Source organism: Francisella-like endosymbiont (assembly GCF_003069505.1).
In the GTDB taxonomy this organism is placed as follows: domain Bacteria; phylum Pseudomonadota; class Gammaproteobacteria; order Francisellales; family Francisellaceae; genus Francisella.
Genome location: NZ_QAPC01000002.1, coordinates 73,331 through 97,288 on the forward strand (window position 1 = coordinate 73,331; position 23,958 = coordinate 97,288).

The following is a 23,958-nucleotide window of genomic DNA, read 5'->3' on the forward strand; positions in this document are numbered from 1 at the left end:
TTACTTAGGTTTTATAAATTCAATAGAGCCTATTCTTTTACAGATGTAATAGCTTAACCAATCAAAGCTAACTACAAACTTATTTCTTATACTAATAAAAAAGTTATATGTACTCCTCCCCATATTAACCAACCTAACTTACCTTGAACTTCATTCCAAATATATTAGTTATAGCCTCATGCTTTTTAATAATAGCCATAGTTCCTAAATCTTTATATTTAAAGCCTTTATACTTTTTACTTTTCTCTATTTTAATTATAGCTTTTGCAATATATTTTCCCTATCGCTTAGTTACTGCTGCTAAACCTGGTAAAGGATTGTTTTTAATATAAGAAATATCACCAGAAAAGTATATATTTTTAAAATCTCGATGAGTTAAATTATCTAAAACTACTATCTTACCTTTTTCGATTTGATTACTCATCCAACTTCCTATTCATTTATCTTTTATGTAGTGCTTCAAATAATTGTGGCTCCTCGGTAACTATTTTTTTAGTAGTTACAAGACTATTTTAAATATTAGTTACAGTTCTTTAAGATGAATATTTACTTTTCTTGTTTTTAATGAATTATAAGCATGGTCCGACAGCTCTTTTGGAAATGCTGAAAGACTACTTTCACCTTCTTCGATTAAAGGAATAGAAATATCATCTATTGAAAAGTTATGATAAGTCTTTTAAAAATCTGTATGTAAAAGTCTAATAAGGCTCCCGTGATTTCAACACCAGTTGCTCCTGCTCCAATAATATATAAAGCTTAAATGATATTTTTTCTCTTCATCAGTCTGATCTACCTCTGCTAACTCAAATTGAATAAGAATGTGTGATTTAATCTTCTGAGCATCGTAGGCATTTTTTAGAGAAAAAGTATACTTTAGCCAATCATTATTACCCAAATAATCATACTGTATTCCAGTTGCGACAATTAAATATTCGGATGAATATAAATTATTTACTGTAGTCTTAACTAGTTGCTGGCTAGGTAAAATATCTACAACTTCTTACATCTTAAATTCAATATTTTTCTGAGCAAATAGTTTTCTGATCGAAACAACGATATTATTTAGAGGAATACAAGCTGTAGCCAGCTTGATATAACATTGGCTGAAAACATGATGATTATTTTTGTCAAATAAAATGATATGATATTTATTTTTACTTTGTTTAGCTATTTTATTGAGAAAATTAATTCCAACGAACCCAGCTCCTATAACTATTATTCTTTTCATATCTCTTCGCCACTTACACTTACCCACAACATTATAACAAGACCCAAAGCTATAGATAAGATAAGGAGAATATTTAAAATAGAAAAACTTAAAAAAAATTAAGATATAGAACTACAAGAATGTTTTCAAAAATGCTGATCTAGAAGGATGCTTAAGTTTTCTAAGAGCTTTAGCCTCAATTTGTCTGATACGCTCTCTAGTAACATTAAACTGCTTACCTACCTCTTCTAAAGTATGATCTGTATTCATACCAATACCAAAACGCATCATCAGAACTTTAGCTTCTCTTTCAGTTAGGCCGGTTTCAATAAGCTCTTTTATTGCTTCTCGTAAGTTTTCTAAATTAGCTGCTTCTATAGGAGAATAGTTATTTTTATCCTCGATAAAATCACCTACAGTAGAATCTTCATTATCACCGATTGGACTCTCCATTGAAATTGGTGTATGTGAAATATTGAGAATCTTTTTAAGTTTCTCTTTAGTCATATTAGGAGTATGTTCAATAATCTCCTCTTCTGTAGCTTCACGCCCCTTTTCTTGTAGAATCTGGCGTTTAATTCTATTTACCTTATTGATTGTCTCAATCATATGTACTGGTACACGAATAGTTCTAGCTTGATCTGCAATCGAACGAGTAATTGCTTGACGTATCCACCAAGTAGCATATGTCGAGAACTTAAACCCTTTGCGATAATCAAACTTATCTACAGCTTTCATTAAACCAATATTTCCCTCTTGGATAATATCTAAGAAATGTAAGCCTCTATTAGTATACTTTTTAGCTTCAGAAACAACTAATCTTAAGTTTGCTTCTATCATTTCTTTTTTAGCCTGGGTAATTTTAGCTTCACTTCTTGAAATCTCAAGATTTACCTGTTTAAGCTCTTCAACATCCATCATCATTAAAGTTTGAAATTGATTAATTTGCTTAGTGAGGTTATTTATTTCTCTGATAGTGTTTTCAGTAAATTTATACTTTTTAGTTAATGGCTCTAACCATTCTACAGAACCAACTTTATAAACCTTAATAAACTCTTGACGTGGTGTTTTTGATCTTTCAACACATAATCTTAAAATTTTTCTTTCGAACTCTTTAACTCGAGCATAAGGAAGTCTAATATAGTCAACTAGCTTTTGTAAATGTGATGTTGATAACCTTAAATTATCAAATTCCTTAACTATTTTACTATAAAGTTTTTTATTAGGCTTGTCTTGATATTCTTCAAACATTTTCTCTAAGTTTGTAAAGAATTCATAAGCCCTTTGAGTATCAATTTTTTCCTCATGATCATCTTCAGCAACCTTTTCTTCATTTATATGTTCATCACTAAAGCGAGCCATAATCTCGTTAAAACGAATATATCTAGCCACAGGCTCATCTTCAATATCTTGAGAACTCATATAATCCATAGCTTTTTCTTCTAGCTCACGGAAACGCTCAATATAAGTTTTAATTACTATAGAATAACTTAAAATCGTACTAAAAACTTCTGTAGTACCTTCTTCAATCCTAACAGCAATATCTGTCTCACCTTTTTTATCTAAAAGATCAACAATACCCATTTCACGCATATACATACGAATAGGATCTGAAGTCTTACCTTTTAGATCATCAAGATTAGCTTCGCTAACTTTTCTTTCATCATCTTCTTCTAGCTGGGGAGTTCTATCATAGACATCAATACCCACGTCAATAAGTATAGCCTCAATTTCTTCATATATTTTAGGATCTTCTGAAACATCTCCTGGCAGAGCATCTAAAATATCGGCTCTAGTTAAATATCCTCTTTCCTCACCATTAATTATTAAGTCTTTTAAATCAGAGAGTAAATCTTCTTTTGTCATCTAGTACTCCAATAGAATTTTATTTTATATTATTGTTACCTAATTTTGCTACTAAATACTTGCGCTCCATTTCCTGAACATCTGTCCTAAAAGGTAATGAGCCTAAGTATTTTAATCTTTTTTTTACACTAGAATTTTCTACTCTTTTTAGCATATCAAGCATTTGTACTTGATACTTATCTTCAGCATATTTTTTTTGAGTATTATGTATACCATAACTTAACAACTTAAAAAAATACTCTCTATAGTCAGGATAGTCCTCTGCCAATAGCTGTATAAGTATAACAGCTTCAATTTGATTAGATGAGTCTTCTTTTAAAATTTTCAAGCTTTTTGATAAGATATCAAGATTTTTCGAAGTAGCAAATATTTCAAAATCATTTGTATGTTGCAAAAGGCGAAAATCTGCAAGATTGACAAATAATTCTGCAAGAACAACCTCTTCAAGTAAGAGATTCTTCGCTAGTATCTTTTGCTGAATATTTTGCTGCTTAGTTACATTTAATAAAGTTTGTTTACGCCTTTTAAGCAAATTTTTAAGTTGCTCAACTTTTATACTAACCTTATCAGCTATAGTAGCAGTAATACTTTCTGAATAAATATTATCTGCTACATCTAATAAAAAACTTTTTAAATTCTCCAAAACTTCTGCTTTTGATTCTGCTTTAGTTAAATCCTTGCCTTGAATAAGTTTGTCAACTATAAACTCTGCTACAGCTAGAGAATTATCCAAAGCGGCATAAAAACTTCCTAGACCGTATTGCTTAATATAATCATCTGGATCATCCCCATTTGGTAGAGTTAGAATCTTTAATTTTTTATTACCATCCAATATTGGTAATAGAATTTTTATAGTTCTAAGCGCTGCCTTTTGCCCTGCCTCATCACCATCAAAACACAAAATTACTGAGTTAGTTTCACGGAATAAAATCTTGGCATGATTTGGTGAAAATGCTGTACCTAATGTAGCTACAGCAGCATAAAAACCATACTGTGCTAAACCAACCACATCCATATAACCTTCAACTACTACAAGGCGCTGATTTATCAAATCTGGATATTGTTTTTTTCTTTCACGATATTCATAGAGTCCATATAAAATATTATTTTTTTGAAAAACTAAAGTTTCCGGGGAGTTTATATATTTAACTGATTGAGAATTATCTATTACTCTACCACCATAAGCGATTACATTACCTTGAATATTTCGAATAGGAAACATAATACGACCACGAAAACGATCATATAAATTTCCCTTATCATTTTTTATTGCAAGTCCAGTATCAACTAATATCTCTTCTGGAATATTTACTGATTTAGCTAGTTCAGTAATATTATTCCAGCCCTCAGATGAATATCCTATACCAAAAAATTTAGCTAGATCACTATCTATACCTCTTTTTTTAAGATAGTTTATAGCTTTATCCTTAGTGACAGAATTACCTAAATTCCAACGGTAATACTTTTGTGCAACCGCTAAAAAGCTGATACATTTGTTATAAAGCTGTTCTTTTTGGATATCTTCTTGAGAATAATTTTCATATTCAACTGGTTTACCAACAATTTCAGCAAGATTTTTTACAGCCTCGATAAACTCAAGGTTATTAATCTTTTTGATAAAAGTTAGCGCATCTCCAGATGTCTGACAGCCAAAACAGTGATAAATTTTTTTTTCTAAATTAACAAAAAATGATGGTGTTTTTTCATTATGAAAAGGACAACAACCCTTGTAGTTTTTGCCTGTTTTTTTCAAGTTGACATATCTTGAAACAACATCAACTATATTAGCTGTAGCTACAAGCTCTTTTATAAAAGTATTCGAGACTTTTTTCGCCATACTGATTAAAGCTTTGAACTTAAGCTAGGTTAGATTTCACAATAGCACTTACTTTGCTCATATCTGTCCTTCCAGCAAGTTCTTTTTTTACACTTGCCATGATTTTACCCACCTCTTTAATCGATGTAGCACCAACAGATTCTATAGCCTTCTGAACTATCGTAACAACCTCTTTATCATTTAGTTGCTTTGGCATGTATTGAGTTAGTATTTCAATCTCTCTTTTCTCACCTTCAGCAAGCTCAGCTCTATCTACCTTGATGTATTGATCATATGAATCTTGTCTTTGCTTGATCATTTTTGTAATTACAGTGATTATAACCTCATCAGTGATCTCTACTTTCTCATCAATCTGCCTTTGCTTAATCGCAGACATAGCCATACGAATTGTTGTTAATCTATTTTTATCTTTATTTTTCATAAACTCTTTCATATCAAGAGTCAACTGATTAAAAATTTGTGACATTTTAAAAAGAATTCCTAGTGAAAGGGAGAGTTAAAACTCTCAACGATGAATTAAATTTAACTACCTTTTAACCATTATATTACTCTTATAAGCTCTTTTAACAGCAGCAGCTTTTTTTCTTTTGCGTGCTCAAGTTGGCTTTTCAAAGTACTCTCTACGACATAGTTCAGATACTATCCCAGCCTTCTCACAAGACCTTTTAAACCTTCTAAGAGCAACATCAAAAGGTTCTCTTTCTTTGACTCTAACGCTTGGTATATCCTTTCACCTCACTTAAATGCCAGTTCATTACGTTTAAATAAAAGAACTATACTGTCGTCCCTACAATTTATTTTGATAGTCAATGATTTTACCATATTAATATCTAAATGCAAGCCCAGTTATAGTTTGACTTTAACTATAAACAACTACCACCTAAGATTATGATAATATAATACAACTCACTGTATTTATAAGAGATAAAATGCTATTATCTCAACTTAGGATTCTTTAGAAATTTATATGGTAAAGTTTTGATAAAAAAAACTAAGCTTTTTACAACATTATCTATATTAGTTGTAAGTATAACTACTACTCAAGCATCTACGCGTAGTGAAATTCAATATCTTGTAAAAAAATATAACCTTTCTGATGCAAAGATTGCTATAGCAACTCAAAGGACTATGAACGGTAACAAATTGTACTCATATGCCCAAAATAGAGTAATGAAACCAGCAAGTAATAACAAAGTTTTTACAATAGTTGCCGCACTTTTTACAATATCTAATGATTTTAGATTTACAACATTAATAATGTACCATTCAGATAAAGTAAAAGATCATACTCTATATGGAGATATGTACATAAAATTTACTGGTAATCCAGCATTAACTGCTAATCAGTTAGCTGTATTGATTAAAAAAATAAAAACTGAAAAAGGCATATATAAAATAACTGGTGATGTTTATCTTGTTGGAGTTTTTTCTGAGCCATACATTCCAGATGGTTGGTCAAAAGAAGATAGTACATTCTGCTATGGTGCTCCAGCATCAAGCTTCACATTTAATAGAAATTGTACAGTCATCAAACTAGTCAAAAATGCTAACAGTTTAACAACACGAGTTGTTGAATTAAGTAACGCTAGTAATATCACTATAAAAAATACTGCAAAATATACTAGTGCCTCAAGTGCAATTATGATAGCGATGAATGATGACAATATTTTATATATTGGCGGATACTTATCAAGAGCTGCTGAGAAAATGTTTAAACTAGCAGTTAGAAATCCAGCACTTAAAACACTAGATACTGTAAATGACTTTTTAAATTCTGACGATATTAAACATGGCAATGTTATCATAGCTGGTACTATTCCTACTGGTTATACTGAACAAATTACGACAAGATCTGAAACTATTGGACACTTTATCGATCAAACGCTCAAATACTCTGATAATTTATATGCAGAGACTATCTTAAATACTATAGGATTAAAAGAAAAAGGTATTGGCTCAACTAAAGCAGGCACACAAGCTGTTCAAAGTATACTTTATTCAAAACTAGGCTTAGATACATCAGCATTGACAATGCATGATGGCTCAGGATTGTCTCATTTAGATAGAGTAACTCCTGAGTTTATGGTCAACTTTTTGACCAAAACTTATAATAGTCAGATCGGCAAAGAATTCTACAATTACTTACCGGCATCTGGTATGAGTGGTACAATCTCATATAGAATGGGTGGTAAACTTCTTGGACGAGTGCATGCTAAAACTGGTACCCTATCTGGAGTTTCAACATTGTCAGGATATATATTAACAGCTAAAAACCACCGTATCAGTTTTTCGATCATGCTTAATGATCTTAAACCATCTGATCGTTATAATGCACGAAGATTTCAAGATAAAGTAGTTGATGCTTTTTATAGGAATTTATAAATGAAAGTAATAATTAAACTTACAACTTTAATTATCATAATAATAACTCTTGGGTCTTGTGCTACAGAAACCCCAAAAAATATAAATAATGCTTGTAGCATAATTCATCAATTTCCTGATTGGTATTATGATATGCTTAACTCGTATGATCGCTGGGGAATTCCTATGAATGTACAAATGGCTTTCATCCGTCAAGAATCATCATTTAGAGCTGATGCTAAGCCATCAATGCAATATTATTTTGGTTTTATACCAAAAGGTAGGGCTTCAAGTGCTTATGGATATGCTCAAGCCTTAGATGGCACCTGGGAGCATTATAAAAAAGAGACAAAACAATCTTTTGTCTCAAGGTCAAATTTTGCAGATGCAATAGACTTTATTGGCTGGCACTTGAATAATGTTCACAATAAAACAGGTATCAGCAAGACAGACACTTATAATCTATATCTAGCATACCACGAAGGTATAGGTGGTTATAAGCGTGGTACACATAAAAACAATTCATTCCTAAAAAATTATGCTCGCAAAACTGCCGAATTAGCTCAAAAATACTTAATCCAATTACAGAACTGTGAAGTTCCACGTAAACCGCTACTATCGTATATATTTTAAATGTTAAAAGTAAAAAATGAAATTTAGTGTATTTAAAATAATAACTAACATTCGTTGGTCAGATACTGATAAAAATGACCACGTAAATAATAGTAAATATTTTGACTACTTTGAAGAAGTAAGAACAACTTGGACATATGAAAATACAGGGTTAATGACTTGGGCTAAAGAAAACTCAATTCAATTAGTTATTACAGAACAAACTTGTAAATATATTATACCTCTTAAACATCCAAATAAAATACAAGTAACACAATATATTGCTAAAATAGGTACTGCTAGTATGGAATTTGAATATGAAATCCGTATATTAGGCAGTGATCAAGTTATCACTAAAGCAAAAGCAAAACTAGCCTGCTATAATGCTAAGACAGGTAGATTACAAAAAATTCCGACACAATTAAAACAATTAATCTTAGAAGAAAATGACTGATACTGATAAACAAAATTTAAAGAAACTTGAAAGACAGATTTTAAGAAAAACTGCTAAAGCAATCAATCAATATAACATGATTGAAGATGGTGATAAAATTATGATATGTTTATCTGGGGGCCAAGATTCTTATTGCCTACTTGAAATGTTGTTATTACTCCAAAAAAAAGCACCAATAAGCTTTAATATCATCGCAGTAAATCTCGATCAGAAACAGCCAGGCTTTCCTGAGGAGGTATTACCTAACTATCTAAAAAATAAAGGTATAGAATTTCATATCATTGAGCGCTATACTTATAGCGTAGTCAAACGTGTAATTCATGAGGGAAAAACTACCTGTGGTTTATGTTCGCGTATGCGTCGTGGCATATTATATGATTTTGCCAAAGAAAATAATGTAACTAAAATAGCCTCCTTAGGACACCATCGTGATGACATTATCGAGACATTCTTTTTGAATCTTTTTTATAATGGCTCAATTAAAGCTATGCCAGCTAAACTAATTAGTGATGATAAACGAAATATCGTAATACGCCCTCTCACTTTTGTAAGCGAAAAAGAAACCTTAGAATATTCCCAATTAAAAGAGTTTCCAATAATTCCTTGTAACCTATGTGGATCACAAGATAATTTGCAAAGAGTGTTTATAAAAGATATGCTTAATAGATGGGAACAAAACAATCCTCAAAGAAAAAACGTAATATTCAAGGCTCTATCAAATATTTCTCCATCACAGATGTTAGATAGAGAGCTTTTTGATTTTTTTTAATATCTCAAAGTATAATATACAAAGGTAATTAAAGGATAAAAGATGAAGTTAAAGAAAATATTAGCAGTTGCATCATGCTCGTTATTGGGACTAACTCTAAGCTCATGTTCAACAAACAAAGATGCTACAGATAGTGCAAATGTTCAACAAACAAGTAAAAATGCTACGACTATACAACAGCAAAATGATAATTATGATTTAGCTACAACTACCCAAGCTAAGCAAGATGTTTCCATAAACAAATCAATATCTCAAGATAATTCAACAATAAAAATGGGAGTTAATGCAAGCTATGTAGTAGGCTATCAAGTGGGTGCCGGTATAACTAAACAAGATTTCGGCTTATATGATAAGCAAACAATAACTGGTTTTGCAGATGCTATTAATGGTAATAAGCCAAAAATTTCCGAGAGTCAAATCCACAGAAATATGGAAAATCTTAAAGATATAATAATTAAAAAGCAATTAGATACAGCTAATTTAAACAAAACAAAATCACAAAAATTTATGGCACAAATTGCTAAAATGGATAATGCTATAAAAGTTGATGATGGTGTCTACTATCAAATAATTAAGCAAGGCGATGGCAAAAAACCTAATGCTGATAGTCAAGTTACAATAGCTTACAAAGGAACTACGCCAGTTATAGCTTACGAAGATGATAAATCAAAACTAAACAAGGTCAAAGAAGCTAAACTAATTGGTGATACATTTGACTCAAGTGATAGCGCAACATTCCCGCTTAGAAACCTAATCGAATGTTGGAAAGACACCATTCCTAAAGTACCTAATGGTTCAACAATAATCTTATATTGTTCTCCAGACAAGGCATATGGAACCAGAGCGCCTGCTGTTATAGGACCTAACCAAGCGATTTCTTTTGAAATTACACTTAAAGATTTTAAATAAAAAGTTTTTTATAAAAATTAATTCTTCCTTTTTACTGCTAGATCACATAATAAAATCATTGCTTGCTTGTATTTTGAATCTGGCAAAAAATCTATTTGCTGTTTAGCTAAATCAGCATACTGACAAGCTACGTTATATGAATAATCTACAGCACCGCTATCTTTAACCATAGCAATGATTTCATAAATATTATATCCACCCTTTTCAATTGCTTTTTTGAGAATTTGTTGCTGTTGTTTAGTAACATTAGCTAGTGTGTAAATTGTTGGCAATGTCATTTTACCTTCATCAAGATCATCACCAATATTTTTACCTAAGCTTTCTACATCAGAAACATAATCTAAAACATCATCTGCAATCTGAAAAGCATTACCTAAATAAACACCGTAGTTTTTAATATTATCTTGATATTTAGAATAACTTTGTTTATCTAGACTGATTACGCCTGCTAATTCACAAGTAGCCTCAAATAATTTTGCTGTTTTGCAATATATCACTTTAATATAGTCTTCTTCACTAAGTTCTGTATTGCGTGCATTTAGTAGCTGTAACACCTCTCCTTCAGAGACTTTATTAGTTGCATCAGCCAATATTTGCATAATTTGCATATTATCTAAGCTTACCATAATCTGAAAAGCTCTAGAATAAAGAAAATCTCCAGTCAAAACACTTGCAGCATTACCAAAAACATTATTTGCTGTTTGTTTACCCCGACGCAATTGCGAATCATCAACAACATCATCATGAAGAAGTGTCGCTGTATGAATAAACTCAATAATAGCTGCACATGCTAAATGTTTGTCTCCGTTATAGTTTAAGGCTCTGGCAAACAACATTACCAACAAAGGTCTTAATCTCTTACCACCACTATTTATTATATAGTGGCTAATCTGATTAATAAGCACTACATCTGAACAAAGAGAATCAATTATAAATTGATTACTATTTTGTATATCCTCTTTGATAAGAGTCTGAATATCTTTTAGCTGTTGCATTATTATTTTATTGATAGTATTTAACTAATTAGGTTTAAGAATAAAGTAGCGTAATATATTTATCAATACATATTAGTAAATAATCTATTATCTTCATCACGAGATATTTTAAAATGCTTTAATATCTGTTTATCTTGAGTGGTAAGTTTTGTATCTTTTATATCAACACCTTCATTAAAACCTTTGATAAACTGTTGGCAGTTAGCTTTATCTAGTGTAATCATTTTTTTTAATCTTACTTTATACTGCGCTGCAATAATCATCCCTACTTCATATGAGTCTTTATCTGAAATTTTACTAATATCAAGCTTATGTTCTAAAAGAGTACTATCAAAACCTAATATGAAATCTTTTTTGACTAACTCTTGGTCCATAGCAGTAAAACTTTTATGAGAAGCTTTACCTAATGCCTGACCAATAGTATATGCACTATATGTTAAATGTTCTGCTGCAATAGCCAAAGCCGATACTCCTAAAAGCAAGATAAATTTATTAAAATTTTTCATTATTTATAATAATTCAAAGATAATAGCAATAATTTTAACACAGAGAGTTCAGAAGCTTACAGCTAGTTTATATACTTTTGTGATATTACTTTATAATCATTCCTTTGTAATAGAAATATTGAATTATCTGTGTCAATACCAAAATAGATAAACAACTAGAGACAATCACAGATACCAATGGCCAACCTAAAAATATAGCACTATTGATATCACAGATAATACTAATAACTGAAAGCCCTAAATAAAAAATACTGAAACCTTCTGCTTGTTTCTGACGGTAATTTTTATAAATTTGTGGTAACCAGTAAAGGTTATAAATAACTCCACTTATTGAGCCACACCACAACAAAATCTGATTACTTAAGCTAATAAGATAAATCATAACAATTACTAAAGACAAATATAAAAATATAAAAAATGTATGTATTAATATATATTTTTCTCTCCGATCATTTAGGATTTGAAGCTGCTGAATAGTTAAAAAACTCAGTAAAATTATATCAACTAAAATATACTGCCACTGCATATTAAAACCAATAGCATAAATTAAATCTAAAGAGTTCGCAACAATCATCAAAGAATGAGTCCATAAACTAATCTCAAATGTCTTATGTTTAAATTGATTATGAATAGTTTGTGGTAAAAAATGTATGAAATAAATTATTAAAGATATATTTAATGTTATGTAACCAAAATTTTCCATTATTGATTCTCCTATTATTTTAATCAAATAATAAGAGTTTGTGTGATGTTCTTTCAGAAAAAGATAACCAAACAAACTCCCTACGCTAATATTACTTAGATCAGGTACAAAGGGTCACTTCTCAGCCATTTTTAGATAAAAATAGCCCCTGTTGTTTCCAAAACATAACTACAACATATTATAGTTAATCCACCATAAAAATATCCTACTGAATTTATTCCAGAGCCACAAGTAAAGACTGCTTATACTACTTTTATAGTGGGTTGTTAGTCGTATCTGTACTTTTATATTTTTAGCTGATAAATTAGCGCATCACTTGAACTACCATCAATTTTTTTATAATAATTTTTACGCAATGATATTTTTCTAAATTTAAGCTTGAGATAAAGTTTGATGGCGCTATGATTATTAACATCTACTTCTAAAAATATTTCTTTGATTTGCAGTTGAGCAAGATAATAAATAGAGTTTTCCAAAAGCTTAAAACCTAAACCTTTATTATGCTTAGACACATCAATGCAAATATATAAAAGCTCAGCTGTCTCGAATATTTGGCTAAAAATAGCTACAGCTGAAAGTTGTTGATTTTCAAATAACCCTAAAGTTAAATCTTTGTTCAAAGATTCTAAAATTTGCTTATCTGACCAACTGAAATCCTTATCAGAAAGTCTTATTAATTCAACAACTTTAGCAAAGAAAGTATTACCTAGAAATGAAATCTGCATACTCATATAGCTTTGACAATATATATTTCTTGTTTTGAATGCTTAATAGCTCAGTGTTATCATTAAGTAGATCTTTTCCACTGAGATTAATACCCTCAAGCTTCTCAAAAAAACTAATATCATTTGATTTATAGATACTAACTTTTAAATTTAAAAATAGACTATTAGCGATATTTTTTAAAAAAGCTAAATTTAATTTAGCTGATAAAAGAATATTTATAATTTTAGAACTTTTAACTTCATTTGAATAGATAAGTTCTAAATGATTTGGATTAACTGCAATAATTTCATCTTGTTGTTGAGTGTCATTAGTAGCTTGATTTTGTTGCATAGCTTTATATTGTGGTTTTAATTCCCAAACATCTACGCCAAAAACTTCTTCTATCTGACTTACAAAGCTCATTATTTTTTCTCTAACCTTTCAACCAATTTTTTAGGGAAATTATACTCTTTTAACTTAACAGATTTTCTAAGTCGATTAACTTCTGAAGGATTTAATTCTAATGTTTTTCCACGTGAAATAAATTTAGGAAGAACTATATCACCAAATCTAATTCTCGTTAGTCGACTAACTGTAACACCTACCGCTTCAAACATTCTTCTTACTTCTCGATTACGTCCTTCTGAAAGTGTCACATGATACCAAAGATTAGCACCCTCGCCACCTGAGAATTTTATACTATTAAACTTAGCCATACCATCCTCTAGCTGTATGCCCTCTTTAAGTTTATTGATAATTTCATCAGGTAATTGTTCTCCAAATACACGCACAGCATACTCTCTCTCGATTTGATAAGAAGGATGCATCAATCTATTTGCCAAATCACCATCTGTAGTAAAAAGTAGTAAACCTGTAGTATTGATATCTAAGCGCCCTACTATTATCCAGTGAGACTTTGCTAATTTTGGTAATGAATCAAAAACAGTCTTTCGATCTTTTTCATCTTTACTAGTACAAACTTCACCTTCTCTTTTATAATAAATTAATACTCGTGGTCTAGTCATTGGCTGACCATATGAGTGTAGAGCCTTACCATCAAAACTAATCTTATCACCCTCACTAGCTTTATCTCCTAGAGTGGTAACTTTACCATTTACCTTAACTCTACCTTGCTCGATATACTCTTCTATTTTTCTTCGTGATCCAATACCATACTTTGCTAAAAGCTTTTGTACTCTTTCAGGATTTTTGTCATTAGTTTGCTTTGCTCTACGCATTTTTATCTATATCCTTTTGATCTGCTGCTGAGAAGAATTTTTGAATATTTTCATCATTATAATTGTTAGAAGATAAAATCAGTCTTACTTCTGTAGCTTCATTTTTATTATGTGCATATTCAGCTAGTTTTAATCTCAAATCTAAAATACGCTTATTATTAAAGAACGCTGAGTCATCTTTCATATTATAGATAACTTTGTAGCAATTTGTATAATCTTTTCTTTCAAAATACATTTCTGCCAATCTTAACTTAGCAGCTCTGTAATTTTGTCTAAATCTATTAGCTCTCTCCATATACACAAGCGCTTGGTCTTTTTTACCCTGCTTATACATACACTGAGAATACAAAAATAGCGTCTGAGCCATATCATCATTATTAGGAGCATACAAAGACTTATCAAAGAGTTTTTGTGCTTTATCATAGTCTGATTCTTGGCTACATAGATATTGCGCATAAAAGTTCCTTGCTTCAAAATCCTTAGGGTGGTTATACAAAGCATCTTTATAATATTTCTTAGCAATCGAATTTGCCCCTATACTTTGATAATAATACCCTGCGGCATAATCGACAATAGCAAGATTATAGCTATGTTCCTTTGATAAATCTTGTGCTTTTATAAGCTTACTTTTTGCTCTATCTAAATATCCTTCAGTTGAGTACACAATAGCTAATTCTGCATTTAAAATAGTGGCTTTTTTATAGTCAGCCTTACTAATTGTAAATTCATCTGGCGAAATGAATTCTGCACTATTTGTATTAAGGTTTTGATTTGTATTATTTTGCAACTGCGAATTACTTTTGATAGAATTACGAGTAGACTTTTCTAAAGTCATACATGATGATAAAAGAGCTGATAGCAGTGAAATACTTATAACTTTTTTTAAACTAACTTGCATTAATATCTCCAAGCTTCTTTAGGTATCTTTGCTTTCTATTAGTTTTATCCATGACATCACCAGCTAATTGCCCACAAGCAGCATCAATATCATCACCACGAGCTTTTCTCACAGTAGTGACAAAACTACTGTGCTGCAAAAACTCTTTAAACCCATGAATACTGTTATTACTTGGCTTTTTATAAGTGGTGCCAGGGTATGAATTAAATGGAATAAGATTAATTTTAGCAGGAACTTCACGTATTTTATAATGTAACTAACTCATCAGCATCAGATAAATTATCATTAACTTCTTCCATTAAAATATATTCAAATATGATATGTTTATGCGGACCTTTCTGTGCATATAGCTTACATGCTTCAAGAAGCTCATCAATATTATATTTTTTATTGATAGGTACATTTCATTACGCAGCATACCATTCGGTGCATATAAAGACACTACTAAGGATACTCCTGACTGCTCTAACAAATCATATATTCTCGGAACTACACCAGATGTACTTAAAGTTACTTTGCGTCTAGATAATCCATAAGCTAAGTCATCCATCATAATATCCATAGCAGGGACAACATTTTTAAAGTTCATCAATAGTTCACCCATACCCATCATGACAATATTTGTCACTGTGAAATCATGCTCACCATTAGTCTTTGATAATGTTCTAGCTGCTATCCATAGCTGTGCAATAATTTCCGCAGCTGATAAGTTTCTATTAAATCCTTGTTTACCAGTAGAGCAGAAACTACAATTCAAAGTACAGCCAACCTGTGAAGATACACATAACGTCCCACGCCCTTCTTCTGGAATAAACACTGTCTCAACTGCACTACCACCCACATCGATTAACCATTTATGTGTGCCATCTTTTGATGCTTTACTAAATACTACTTTAGGAATAGTTATCTCAGTTTTTCCTTAAGTTTATGGCGTAAATTTTTACCAAGGTCTGTCATAACATCAAAATCAATAACACCTTTTTTATGAATCCACTTAAAAACTTGACGGGCATGAAACCTTTTCTCTCCTATAGAAATGAAAAAATCTTTTATAGCCTTTTGATTTAACCCAAGTAAGTTAACTTTATCTTGTTGCATGAAATTTCTCTTTTAATCTTTATATAAAATTATTCGTTATACCCTATGTCACCAGGTAAAATATGATCATTTTCATTGGTTAAATTAGTAAAGCTAGCAAACTGGCCATCAAAACGCACGTGCACAGTTCCTATAGGGCCATTACGCTGCTTGCTAATTATTATTTCACCTAGATTTTTATTGTCTTCTTTATCTTTATTATAAACTTCATCACGATAAATAAACATTATCAAGTCAGCATCTTGTTCAATAGCTCCAGATTCTCTTAAATCTGACATCATTGGTCGTTTATCTTTACGATCATCAACAGCTCTATTTAACTGTGATAACGCTATAACTGGTATATCTAATTCCTTAGCCAAAGCTTTAAGCAATCTAGATATTTCTGATACCTCTAGCGTTCGATTAGCCTCGTAACCTGGGATTTTCATAAGCTGCAGATAATCTATCAAGATCATTGCTAAACCTCCATGCTCATTGTATAATCTTCGCGCTCTAGAACGTATCTCTGCAGGAGTTAAACTTGATGTGTCATCGATGTATAGTGGCATTTCACTTAAAGCTTTCATTGCGCTAGTGATTTTGACCCAATGAACATCATTCAATCTATTACACTCTTTAAGTAGATTCATCTCTACACGAGCCTGAGAAGCTAACATCCTTGTTACGATATCTTCTGATGGCATCTCAAGACTAAAAACTAATACTGGCTTATCAGCAACTTTTGCAACATTTTGAGCTATATTGATACCTAAAACAGTCTTACCCATAGATGGTCGAGCAGCTATTATACCCATATTTGCTCTTTGTAATCCTGATGTCATTTTATCAAGATCTATAAAGCCTGTTGATATACCAGTCAAACCACTACCAGAATCAACTATAGCACTCATTCTATCTACAAGCTTTGGAATTACAGACTTTATTGACTCCGGACCTTTGGTAAGTGTTTCTTGCTCTTTAGCTACATCAAGTATTCTACTTTCAGCATAATCAATAACTTCATCAGGATTTTTTGAATCTGCTGAATATATCTTTTGGACAATATCATTTATGCTGTTTTGTAAACTTCTAAGCTTTGCCTTGTTTTTTACGATATTAGCATACGTCTTAATATTTGATATTGAAGGTGTATTAGCAGCTAAGTCTACGATGTAAGTCTCGCCACCAGCTTCTTCTAAAAGACCCTCTGTGGCGAGATATTCACTTAAGATTAGTACATCAAACGGAATGTTTGCTTGGTTAAGCATAACAATCTGTTTATAGATAGTTTTATGTCTTTTATCAAAAAAATCATCAATCAAAAGAAAATCTTCTACCAACTCTATATTTTGATTGTATAGCAAGATATTCCCTAAGATAGCTTTTTCTGCTTCTAGAGAATAAGTTGTTTCAGCAGCTTTAAACTGATAATCCATAGATATCAAAACCCTTGCTTTAAAATAAGAAACCATGCCTAACACATGGTTTTTGTTTATTAGAATACAGTGTTAGTTTGTATATTATAAAACTAAGCTTCAGCAGCTACAACATTTACTTTGATATCTGCATCTACATCTGTATATACATGAACTGTAAGTTCGAATTCACCGAGAGTTCTAATAACGCCTTCAGGCATACGTACTTGGCTTTTCTCAATTTTCTTACCAGATTCATTAGAAACTGCTTTAGCAACTTCAGCTGTACCTACAGAACCAAATAGCTTACCACCCTCACCTGCTTGAGCAGCTATAGTGTAAACTTTATCCTTAATCGCATCAGCTACAGCAACAGCTGCTTCAAATCTAGCCTTTTCAGCTTTTACTAGTTCAGCTTTTTGCACTTCAAAAGCTTTGATATTTGCTTGAGTAGCTTGAACAGCCTTACCAAATGGGATAAGGAAGTTTCTTGCATAACCTGGTTTTACACTTACGATATCACCTAATACACCAAGGTTTTCAACTTTTTCTTTTAAAATAACTTGCATTGTAATCAATCTCCAGTATTAGTTAAAGTGACGATCACAGTATGGTAGTAACGCCAAGAATCTTGATCTTTTTATAGCTGTTGATAGCTGTCTTTGATACTTAGCTGATGTACCAGTTACTCGGATAGGTACGATTTTACCAGTTTCAGTAATATAAGCTTTTAACTTATTAACATCTTTATAATCTATTTCTTTTACACCTTCTACAGTAAAACGACAAACTTTACGACGACTCATTTTATACAATTCCTCTATTAAATTACTTCTTTATCATTTGATTCCATCATTACAGATGACTCTGTTACAGCTTCTTTTTTAACGATAATTAAACGACGTAAAATAGCATCGTTGTATCTTAAAGATTCTTGAAGCTTCTCTAGAGATTCAGTTGGACACTCAATATTAAATAGTACATAGTGTGCCTTGTGAAGTTTTTCTATAGGGTACGCTAATTGACGACGTCCCCAGTCTTCAAATCTGTGGATTTTGCCACCTTTTTCTTCGATTATGCCACGGTATTTACCAAACATTGTATTTAACTGATCTGATTGATCAGGGTGAATCATTAAAACAATTTCATAATGTTTCATTTTACAAACTCCTTCCGGTTTATCATTTGATTGTTTTTACTGATAAGCTATACATACATTTTGTATAGCAAAGAGCAAGAAAAGATTATACTATCACAGGCTAATAGTAGCAACTATTTATTGACTAATTCAACAACGCAATCTTCGGGCATTAAATTTTGTGCTATTTTTTTGTTAATATTTAGTAAACAAACCCAAATTATATATGGATCTTCTATTTTAGCTATTGATTTGACATATGGTGTCATTATTAATATTTCCTTTGCTAAATATCTATCATCAAATTTTAGTGATATTTCGCTATTATCGTTAATTAGAATATTGCTAAAGCTATAATCCTGAACTTTTTTTCAGATATATGTTAGTACGTATAGGCCATTTTGTGACTTTTGTTTAGCAATATGACTATTACCGTAATTCAATTCGGCACTTACTTGTGTCTTTATTAGTTTTAATTTTGACATCGTATTTGAATTCGTGTAGTGTACTTATGTGTTAGATATATCGAATATATTGAGCTAGCAATAATTATCGTAAATACTAATAGTAATATGATTTCAAGAACTGAAAAGGCTTTATTTTTTACAAGCAATTTTATTTCCCTACTGTTAAAATAGTATTTATTAATTTTAACTTCTATTTGTCTAAAATAGAATTTAAAATCAAAGGATATAATAATATTATGCAAGAAAAAGTTTCAAAATTTGAAGATTTTCTAACACAACTTCAACAAAATATTACCACAGCTCTAGAGCAGTATGAAACAAATGCTGTAAAATTTATTTCTGATAAATGGCAAAAACCAGATAACACAGAACAAAAACTTAAAGGCTATGGTAATTCTATGATCATAGAGGGTGGAGAAATATTTGAAAAAGGTGTAGTAGCTTTCTCTCGAGTTCATGGTGAAGAGCTGCCGCCATCAGCTACAGCAAAAAGACAGGAATTAGCAGGCAAATCTTTTATAGCTATAGGTGTCTCATTAGTTATCCACCCGAGTAATCCTTTTGTGCCGACATCTCATGCTAATTTTAGGATTTTTATTGCTGGTACTGATAGTGATAATCCGATATGGTGGTTTGGTGGTGGTTTTGATTTAACTCCTTACTATCCTTTTGAAGAGGATGCGATCCACTGGCATCAAACAGCAAAAAATGTTTGTGATAAGCATGATAAAAACTACTATCCTAGATTCAAAAAATGGTGCGATGAATATTTTTATCTCAAACATCGTGATGAGTGTCGTGGAGTTGGCGGTTTATTTTTTGATGATTTAAATGATAAATCTTTTCATGAATGCTTTAATTTTGTAACAGATTGTGCAAATTCTTATCTAGATGCTTATATTCCAATAGTAGAACAAAGAAAAAACATTCAATATTCACAAAAGCATAAAGATTTTCAACTCTATCGTCGTGGTAGATATGTTGAGTTTAACCTAGTGTTTGATAGAGGTACGATATTTGGCTTACAAAGTGGTGGACGAACTGAGTCGATACTCTCATCAATGCCTCCAATGGCAACTTGGAGATACAATTGGTATCCTGAACCAGGTTCTGAAGAAGAAAAAGTCTACCAATATATAAAACCTCGCGATTGGCTTAAATAGTAAACATTACAACAAGACTAGTCATAAAAAAATAACCTCAATCTGCATGCTATACTTTACAGGTAAAATACTACTCTTTGCAAAAAATTCATATCATGTCAAACAGCTGCAATTAGATAATGCAAATATTGTATTTGCTGCGGATATTATTAGACATAATGCTCGTACATCGATACAATATGACCCTAACTTAGAATACCTTCCACTGTGGAAGTAGATAACATCCTAGCTGTGCAGTTAACTCAATATGGCTTTGAGATGGAAAGATATAATTGAGTATTTTAGCAAAAAATATTATAAGCTTTAGGTAGTGAGTATTATCGCGAAAATATTTATATTGTTGCTGATGATACTAATAGAGATATCGTTAGTGCTCAAGTAGTTTTATTAGGAATGTTCTCTTATATAAAAAATCTGATATTATTGAGATTATACCTAAAGCTAAAGATCCAATGTTAAGTATGCACAAAAACCTCAAAAATATTGATTCCGTACCTGGTTGGCTTGATGAATGGCGCAAAATAGAATATTTAGCTGAAATTTCAGCTAAAAATAGTTATATATCTAAAGATGACTATTGCGATAATACAGTTTCGCCACAACAACAAGCATATAAATGCATACAGTCTATCACTAAGTTTGCACCACAACTGATTCCACTAAAAAATTATTGTTCAAAATCAGGTTGCTCAATATTCAAGACATATAAAGCCCTTACAAACTAAGATATAGATACCTTAATAGATGTATTTATTTTAATAGCTATCACTCTGCTATTCCATCTCAATCAGCTGGCTTTGCTGGTTTTACAAAAGATTATTTACAAAATTTAATTAACTTCTAATGGTGCTGTGTAGTAATTAGTCAAATAATTTTTGATATAAAACAAATCATCTCAAATCCAAACAACAAAAAATATCCTAAATATATTCTATTTGTTGGACATGATACTGGTATTAGGTTCAATATTGCTTACCTACTTAGCAAAGCTAATAAAATAAAAACAATACTAAAAACAAACTCCAGTTACGGAGCTGATTTATATTTTAGAGTCTATAAAACTAATAATGATTACTATATTAGAGTCTTTTATAGAAATTCATATAATTCAGATAATGATGTTATTACTTTTGAAGATTCATTTAGCAAATTTGAAAAATATACTTTGACAATTCTCAACTTCTTAAACAAGAATATATAAATTACTCTTCTTTTCAACTTTATTAATATTTTACTTATATCAAATTAATTAAGTCTGATAAAATATATTTAAATTTGTATATTAAGGATTATTTTTAGCCATGAAAATCAATTTTTGTGCAGGTCCTGCTGTTGTACATACATCGATAATACAGCAACTACAACAAATGATGACAAACTATAAAGATACAGGAGTATCGTTATTATCAATTTCTCATCGTGATAAAGTTTTTGATGAAGTCTATGCTTCAATTCAGAAAAATTTAGGAAGTTTACTTAATATTCCTGATGGTTATGCTGTACTGTTAATGCAAGCTGGAGCTACTGCGCAATTTGCTGCGATTCCGATGAACTTGGCTAATAAATATAATAACACATTGTATGTATGTAGTGGTCAATGGTCAGAGAAATCTGCTCAAGAAGCAGCTAAATTCATCAATGTTGATGCCGTTAAATACGATGATAATATCGCACAAAAATTTCAAGCAAATAAATATGACTATATATACTACACAGATAATGAAACAGTCGATGGATTCCAGATTAATAAATTAGCTAAATCATGCAATACAGAACTAGTTTGTGATATGTCATCAAGTTTTTTATCAAAACCTATTAATGTTTCAGACTATGGGCTTATTTATGCTGGGGCACAGAAAAATGCTGGAATTCCAGGTTTGACTATAGTGATAGTAAAAGATTCTTTAATCAAAGAAAAGTATAATATTCCAGTAGTCTTTGACTACCTTGCGATGAAAAAATCAAATTCTGTTTATAATACCCCATCTGTAATTTCATGGGTAACATTTGAGTTAACTCTAGATTATTTAATTGAAAAATTTACTAATCTAAATAATGTTGAAGAATTTAGCAATAAAAAAGCTAGTTTAATTTATTCAACTATTGATAACTCAAAAATCTATAAAAATGATATCAGACCTGAATATCGTTCAAATATGAATGTAATATTTCATTTACCTACACAAGAACTGACAAATAAGTTTCTAAGCAATGCTAGCAAGGCTGGTTTCTACGGTCTTAAAGGGCATCGAAGTGTAGGTGGTTGTAGAGCAAGTTTATACAATGCAGTAAGTATAGAAGATGTTGAAAAACTTGTACAATTTATGCAGGAATTTGAGAATGAACAATTCTAAGACTATTACAATTGATGGACCAAGCGGCGTTGGTAAAGGTACTTTAGCAAAGGCTCTAGCAAAATACTATGATTTTAAGCTACTAGATAGTGGCGCTATTTATAGGCTAGCTGCGCTACATTGTTTCAAAAATAATACCGATCTTGAAAATGAAGATGATGCCTGTAAGACTTTAAGTAATTTAAACATCAGTTTCAAAATTGAAGATAATTTAGTTAAGGCATTTCTATCCAATCAAGATGTAACTAAAGAAATACGTACTGAACAAACAGGAATGCTTGCTTCAAAAGTTGCTGCTTACCCTGCTATTAGAGCTATACTTTTAGACAAGCAAAGAGAGTTTGCTACTGAACAAGGTTTGGTTGCTGATGGTAGAGATATGGGAACAGTGATTTTTCCACAAGCACAATATAAATTCTTTCTCGATGCTAGTACTGAGATTACAGCTAAACGCAGATATGATGAACTAAAAGCTAAAGGTCAAAATCCTGACTTTGAAAAAATTTTAGCAGATATTAAACAAAGAGATTTTCAAGACCGTAACCGTAAAGTAGTACCGCTAAGGCCTGCTAATGATGCTATAATAGTAGATACTTCAGAGCTTTCTATAAAAGAAGTATTTGATACCGTTATTAAGCACATAATTATTTAAATATTTTATTTAAACTAGGATTTTTAAGTTAAAAGCCTACTTTATAACTTCGCCGTTAACTATACCTACTACAGACTTAAGGTAAGTATTTGCTGCTTCTTCCGGCTTTAACAGTTTTAAACCCAGTAAAAAATGGCGCATATTTATCAAGAGCTTCCTCAATAAAAGTTGGACTTACAACATGAATACGAAACTTGCTATACTCCAAAGAAGCTCCTTTTACAAACCCTTCCAAACCAGCATTAACTGTAGCAGCTATACTACTCATAGCTATTGGTTCAACATTTAATATTCCTGAAGTAAGTGTAAACAAGCCAGCCACCCTCATTAATATATTTTGAACCAATTTGCACTAAATTAATTTGCCCTAAAAGTTTATTTTTTAAGTTTAAATTCTAATCTTGTTTTGTTCTATTGCTGTGATATCTTTAAAAGCCACCTTTCCAGTAGTTGATATCAAAGCATCTATCAAATAAACTCTATATAGGTTGAGAATCTTATATATCTACAGCAAACTCAGTTTTCTCACCAGAAAAACTCACAGTAACTACTTGACAGCTAGCATTTCTGAGAAAGTTTGAAGTTACCTTACCAATAGTGCCAGTTGCACCAACAACAATAACTTTTTT

General features: G+C 31.1%; 23 protein-coding genes and 5 pseudogenes. 10 read left to right on the forward strand and 18 right to left on the reverse strand.

The window, feature by feature from the left end; genetic code table 11:
* The 5 genes and pseudogenes from C9379_RS04495 to rpsU all read right to left on the reverse strand — a co-directional run bounded on the left by C9379_RS04495 (position 1) and on the right by rpsU (position 5,634).
* Positions 1 to 1,228: pseudogene (locus tag C9379_RS04495) on the reverse strand (NAD(P)/FAD-dependent oxidoreductase).
* A 111-nt stretch (positions 1,229 to 1,339) separates the two neighbouring features.
* A complete protein-coding gene (gene rpoD / locus C9379_RS04500) occupies positions 1,340 to 3,073 on the reverse strand; it encodes an RNA polymerase sigma factor RpoD (RefSeq protein ID WP_143384671.1) in 1,734 nt (577 codons plus the stop codon).
* 19 nt (positions 3,074 to 3,092) lie between these two features.
* Positions 3,093 to 4,910, reverse strand: coding sequence for a DNA primase (gene dnaG / locus C9379_RS04505; protein WP_143384670.1), 1,818 nt, complete (start codon positions 4,908 to 4,910; stop codon positions 3,093 to 3,095).
* Between the two features lie 19 nt (positions 4,911 to 4,929).
* Entirely contained in the window at positions 4,930 to 5,376 is a 447-nt protein-coding gene (locus C9379_RS04510) for a GatB/YqeY domain-containing protein (RefSeq protein ID WP_143384669.1), read from the reverse strand.
* Between the two features lie 60 nt (positions 5,377 to 5,436).
* Positions 5,437 to 5,634: pseudogene (rpsU, locus tag C9379_RS08795) on the reverse strand (30S ribosomal protein S21).
* A gap of 254 nt (positions 5,635 to 5,888) precedes the next feature.
* Between rpsU and dacB the strand changes: the two are divergent.
* From dacB to C9379_RS04540, 5 genes and pseudogenes are all read left to right on the forward strand, one after another.
* Complete coding sequence (dacB, locus tag C9379_RS04520) at positions 5,889 to 7,292, forward strand: D-alanyl-D-alanine carboxypeptidase/D-alanyl-D-alanine endopeptidase (RefSeq protein ID WP_143384668.1); 1,404 nt, start codon at positions 5,889 to 5,891, stop codon at positions 7,290 to 7,292.
* On the forward strand, positions 7,293 to 7,904 hold the full coding sequence (locus C9379_RS04525; RefSeq protein ID WP_143384667.1) for a transglycosylase SLT domain-containing protein: 612 nt from the start codon (positions 7,293 to 7,295) through the stop codon (positions 7,902 to 7,904). It begins immediately after the preceding gene.
* 16 nt (positions 7,905 to 7,920) lie between these two features.
* A complete protein-coding gene (locus tag C9379_RS04530) occupies positions 7,921 to 8,337 on the forward strand; it encodes an acyl-CoA thioesterase (RefSeq protein WP_143384666.1) in 417 nt (138 codons plus the stop codon).
* A pseudogene (gene ttcA, locus C9379_RS04535) lies at positions 8,330 to 9,134 on the forward strand (tRNA 2-thiocytidine(32) synthetase TtcA). The gene C9379_RS04530 and the pseudogene ttcA overlap by 8 nt, the downstream one beginning before the upstream one ends.
* Before the next feature lie 14 nt (positions 9,135 to 9,148).
* Positions 9,149 to 10,015, forward strand: a complete 867-nt coding sequence (locus tag C9379_RS04540) for an FKBP-type peptidyl-prolyl cis-trans isomerase N-terminal domain-containing protein (RefSeq protein ID WP_143384664.1) — start codon at positions 9,149 to 9,151, stop codon at positions 10,013 to 10,015.
* Between the two features lie 17 nt (positions 10,016 to 10,032).
* On the opposite strand, the gene C9379_RS04545 is transcribed toward C9379_RS04540, so the two are convergent.
* From C9379_RS04545 to rpsF, 12 genes and pseudogenes are all read right to left on the reverse strand, one after another.
* The gene (locus tag C9379_RS04545; RefSeq protein ID WP_143384663.1) at positions 10,033 to 11,010 is read right to left on the reverse strand and encodes a polyprenyl synthetase family protein; all 978 of its coding nucleotides are present in this window, start codon (positions 11,008 to 11,010) and stop codon (positions 10,033 to 10,035) included.
* 62 nt (positions 11,011 to 11,072) lie between these two features.
* Positions 11,073 to 11,516 carry a hypothetical protein gene (locus C9379_RS04550; RefSeq protein WP_143384662.1) on the reverse strand — a complete coding sequence of 148 codons (444 nt, stop codon included), beginning with the start codon at positions 11,514 to 11,516 and terminating at the stop codon, positions 11,073 to 11,075.
* A gap of 85 nt (positions 11,517 to 11,601) precedes the next feature.
* Complete coding sequence (locus C9379_RS04555; protein WP_143384661.1) at positions 11,602 to 12,219, reverse strand: PQ-loop repeat-containing protein; 618 nt, start codon at positions 12,217 to 12,219, stop codon at positions 11,602 to 11,604.
* 284 nt (positions 12,220 to 12,503) lie between these two features.
* Positions 12,504 to 12,944: a GNAT family N-acetyltransferase gene (locus tag C9379_RS04560; protein ID WP_143384660.1), complete on the reverse strand. Its 441-nt coding sequence runs from the start codon at positions 12,942 to 12,944 to the stop codon at positions 12,504 to 12,506.
* Positions 12,922 to 13,347, reverse strand: a complete 426-nt coding sequence (locus C9379_RS04565; RefSeq protein ID WP_143384659.1) for a chloroquine resistance protein — start codon at positions 13,345 to 13,347, stop codon at positions 12,922 to 12,924. Before C9379_RS04565 ends, C9379_RS04560 begins: the two co-directional genes overlap by 23 nt.
* Complete coding sequence (gene rluB, locus C9379_RS04570; RefSeq protein ID WP_143384658.1) at positions 13,347 to 14,162, reverse strand: 23S rRNA pseudouridine(2605) synthase RluB; 816 nt, start codon at positions 14,160 to 14,162, stop codon at positions 13,347 to 13,349. The genes C9379_RS04565 and rluB overlap by 1 nt, the downstream gene beginning before the upstream one ends.
* On the reverse strand, positions 14,155 to 15,060 hold the full coding sequence (locus tag C9379_RS04575) for a pilus assembly protein PilF (RefSeq protein ID WP_143384657.1): 906 nt from the start codon (positions 15,058 to 15,060) through the stop codon (positions 14,155 to 14,157). The genes rluB and C9379_RS04575 overlap by 8 nt, the downstream gene beginning before the upstream one ends.
* Positions 15,050 to 16,158 (reverse strand): annotated as a pseudogene (gene rlmN / locus C9379_RS04580) (dual-specificity RNA methyltransferase RlmN). The gene C9379_RS04575 and the pseudogene rlmN overlap by 11 nt, the downstream one beginning before the upstream one ends.
* 29 nt (positions 16,159 to 16,187) lie before the next feature.
* Positions 16,188 to 17,576 carry a replicative DNA helicase gene (gene dnaB, locus C9379_RS04585; protein WP_318263283.1) on the reverse strand — a complete coding sequence of 463 codons (1,389 nt, stop codon included), beginning with the start codon at positions 17,574 to 17,576 and terminating at the stop codon, positions 16,188 to 16,190.
* A 92-nt stretch (positions 17,577 to 17,668) separates the two neighbouring features.
* Positions 17,669 to 18,124 (reverse strand): 50S ribosomal protein L9, encoded by a 456-nt coding sequence (rplI, locus tag C9379_RS04590; protein WP_143384656.1) that lies wholly within the window; start codon positions 18,122 to 18,124, stop codon positions 17,669 to 17,671.
* A gap of 18 nt (positions 18,125 to 18,142) precedes the next feature.
* On the reverse strand, positions 18,143 to 18,361 hold the full coding sequence (gene rpsR, locus C9379_RS04595) for a 30S ribosomal protein S18 (protein ID WP_143384655.1): 219 nt from the start codon (positions 18,359 to 18,361) through the stop codon (positions 18,143 to 18,145).
* A gap of 17 nt (positions 18,362 to 18,378) precedes the next feature.
* Positions 18,379 to 18,714 carry a 30S ribosomal protein S6 gene (gene rpsF / locus C9379_RS04600; protein WP_143384654.1) on the reverse strand — a complete coding sequence of 112 codons (336 nt, stop codon included), beginning with the start codon at positions 18,712 to 18,714 and terminating at the stop codon, positions 18,379 to 18,381.
* A 682-nt stretch (positions 18,715 to 19,396) separates the two neighbouring features.
* Between rpsF and hemF the strand changes: the two genes are divergently transcribed.
* The 5 genes from hemF to cmk all read left to right on the forward strand — a co-directional run bounded on the left by hemF (position 19,397) and on the right by cmk (position 23,329).
* The gene (hemF, locus tag C9379_RS04605) at positions 19,397 to 20,323 is read left to right on the forward strand and encodes an oxygen-dependent coproporphyrinogen oxidase (RefSeq protein ID WP_143384653.1); all 927 of its coding nucleotides are present in this window, start codon (positions 19,397 to 19,399) and stop codon (positions 20,321 to 20,323) included.
* Positions 20,324 to 20,369: 46 nt separating this feature from the next.
* The gene (locus C9379_RS08800; protein WP_425536922.1) at positions 20,370 to 20,540 is read left to right on the forward strand and encodes a hypothetical protein; all 171 of its coding nucleotides are present in this window, start codon (positions 20,370 to 20,372) and stop codon (positions 20,538 to 20,540) included.
* 244 nt (positions 20,541 to 20,784) lie between these two features.
* Positions 20,785 to 21,048 carry a hypothetical protein gene (locus C9379_RS08805; RefSeq protein WP_425536923.1) on the forward strand — a complete coding sequence of 88 codons (264 nt, stop codon included), beginning with the start codon at positions 20,785 to 20,787 and terminating at the stop codon, positions 21,046 to 21,048.
* A gap of 576 nt (positions 21,049 to 21,624) precedes the next feature.
* Positions 21,625 to 22,677 carry a 3-phosphoserine/phosphohydroxythreonine transaminase gene (serC, locus tag C9379_RS04615; protein WP_143384652.1) on the forward strand — a complete coding sequence of 351 codons (1,053 nt, stop codon included), beginning with the start codon at positions 21,625 to 21,627 and terminating at the stop codon, positions 22,675 to 22,677.
* Positions 22,664 to 23,329 carry a (d)CMP kinase gene (gene cmk, locus C9379_RS04620; RefSeq protein ID WP_143384651.1) on the forward strand — a complete coding sequence of 222 codons (666 nt, stop codon included), beginning with the start codon at positions 22,664 to 22,666 and terminating at the stop codon, positions 23,327 to 23,329. The genes serC and cmk overlap by 14 nt, the downstream gene beginning before the upstream one ends.
* 36 nt (positions 23,330 to 23,365) lie before the next feature.
* On the opposite strand, the pseudogene C9379_RS04625 reads toward cmk, so the two are convergent.
* A pseudogene (locus tag C9379_RS04625) lies at positions 23,366 to 23,949 on the reverse strand (short chain dehydrogenase).
* Positions 23,950 to 23,958: the final 9 nt, after the last annotated feature.

What these genes read in the sequence shown, in the direction of transcription:
- dnaG (WP_143384670.1), bottom strand. Translation starts at nt 4,910, where the DNA reads ATGGCGAAAAAAGTCTCGAATACTTTTATAAAAGAGCTTGTAGCTACA.
- C9379_RS04545 (WP_143384663.1), bottom strand. Translation starts at nt 11,010, where the DNA reads ATGCAACAGCTAAAAGATATTCAGACTCTTATCAAAGAGGATATACAA.
- rpsR (WP_143384655.1), bottom strand. Translation starts at nt 18,361, where the DNA reads ATGAGTCGTCGTAAAGTTTGTCGTTTTACTGTAGAAGGTGTAAAAGAA.
- C9379_RS04550 (WP_143384662.1), bottom strand. Translation starts at nt 11,516, where the DNA reads ATGAAAAATTTTAATAAATTTATCTTGCTTTTAGGAGTATCGGCTTTG.
- C9379_RS04565 (WP_143384659.1), bottom strand. Translation starts at nt 13,347, where the DNA reads ATGAGCTTTGTAAGTCAGATAGAAGAAGTTTTTGGCGTAGATGTTTGG.
- C9379_RS04530 (WP_143384666.1), top strand. Translation starts at nt 7,921, where the DNA reads ATGAAATTTAGTGTATTTAAAATAATAACTAACATTCGTTGGTCAGAT.
- C9379_RS04510 (WP_143384669.1), bottom strand. Translation starts at nt 5,376, where the DNA reads ATGTCACAAATTTTTAATCAGTTGACTCTTGATATGAAAGAGTTTATG.
- C9379_RS04525 (WP_143384667.1), top strand. Translation starts at nt 7,293, where the DNA reads ATGAAAGTAATAATTAAACTTACAACTTTAATTATCATAATAATAACT.
- rplI (WP_143384656.1), bottom strand. Translation starts at nt 18,124, where the DNA reads ATGCAAGTTATTTTAAAAGAAAAAGTTGAAAACCTTGGTGTATTAGGT.
- C9379_RS08805 (WP_425536923.1), top strand. Translation starts at nt 20,785, where the DNA reads ATGCACAAAAACCTCAAAAATATTGATTCCGTACCTGGTTGGCTTGAT.
- rluB (WP_143384658.1), bottom strand. Translation starts at nt 14,162, where the DNA reads ATGCGTAGAGCAAAGCAAACTAATGACAAAAATCCTGAAAGAGTACAA.
- C9379_RS04575 (WP_143384657.1), bottom strand. Translation starts at nt 15,060, where the DNA reads ATGCAAGTTAGTTTAAAAAAAGTTATAAGTATTTCACTGCTATCAGCT.
- C9379_RS04560 (WP_143384660.1), bottom strand. Translation starts at nt 12,944, where the DNA reads ATGCAGATTTCATTTCTAGGTAATACTTTCTTTGCTAAAGTTGTTGAA.
- cmk (WP_143384651.1), top strand. Translation starts at nt 22,664, where the DNA reads ATGAACAATTCTAAGACTATTACAATTGATGGACCAAGCGGCGTTGGT.
- serC (WP_143384652.1), top strand. Translation starts at nt 21,625, where the DNA reads ATGAAAATCAATTTTTGTGCAGGTCCTGCTGTTGTACATACATCGATA.
- rpsF (WP_143384654.1), bottom strand. Translation starts at nt 18,714, where the DNA reads ATGAAACATTATGAAATTGTTTTAATGATTCACCCTGATCAATCAGAT.
- dnaB (WP_318263283.1), bottom strand. Translation starts at nt 17,576, where the DNA reads ATGGATTATCAGTTTAAAGCTGCTGAAACAACTTATTCTCTAGAAGCA.
- C9379_RS04555 (WP_143384661.1), bottom strand. Translation starts at nt 12,219, where the DNA reads ATGGAAAATTTTGGTTACATAACATTAAATATATCTTTAATAATTTAT.
- C9379_RS04540 (WP_143384664.1), top strand. Translation starts at nt 9,149, where the DNA reads ATGAAGTTAAAGAAAATATTAGCAGTTGCATCATGCTCGTTATTGGGA.
- C9379_RS08800 (WP_425536922.1), top strand. Translation starts at nt 20,370, where the DNA reads ATGCTATACTTTACAGGTAAAATACTACTCTTTGCAAAAAATTCATAT.
- rpoD (WP_143384671.1), bottom strand. Translation starts at nt 3,073, where the DNA reads ATGACAAAAGAAGATTTACTCTCTGATTTAAAAGACTTAATAATTAAT.
- hemF (WP_143384653.1), top strand. Translation starts at nt 19,397, where the DNA reads ATGCAAGAAAAAGTTTCAAAATTTGAAGATTTTCTAACACAACTTCAA.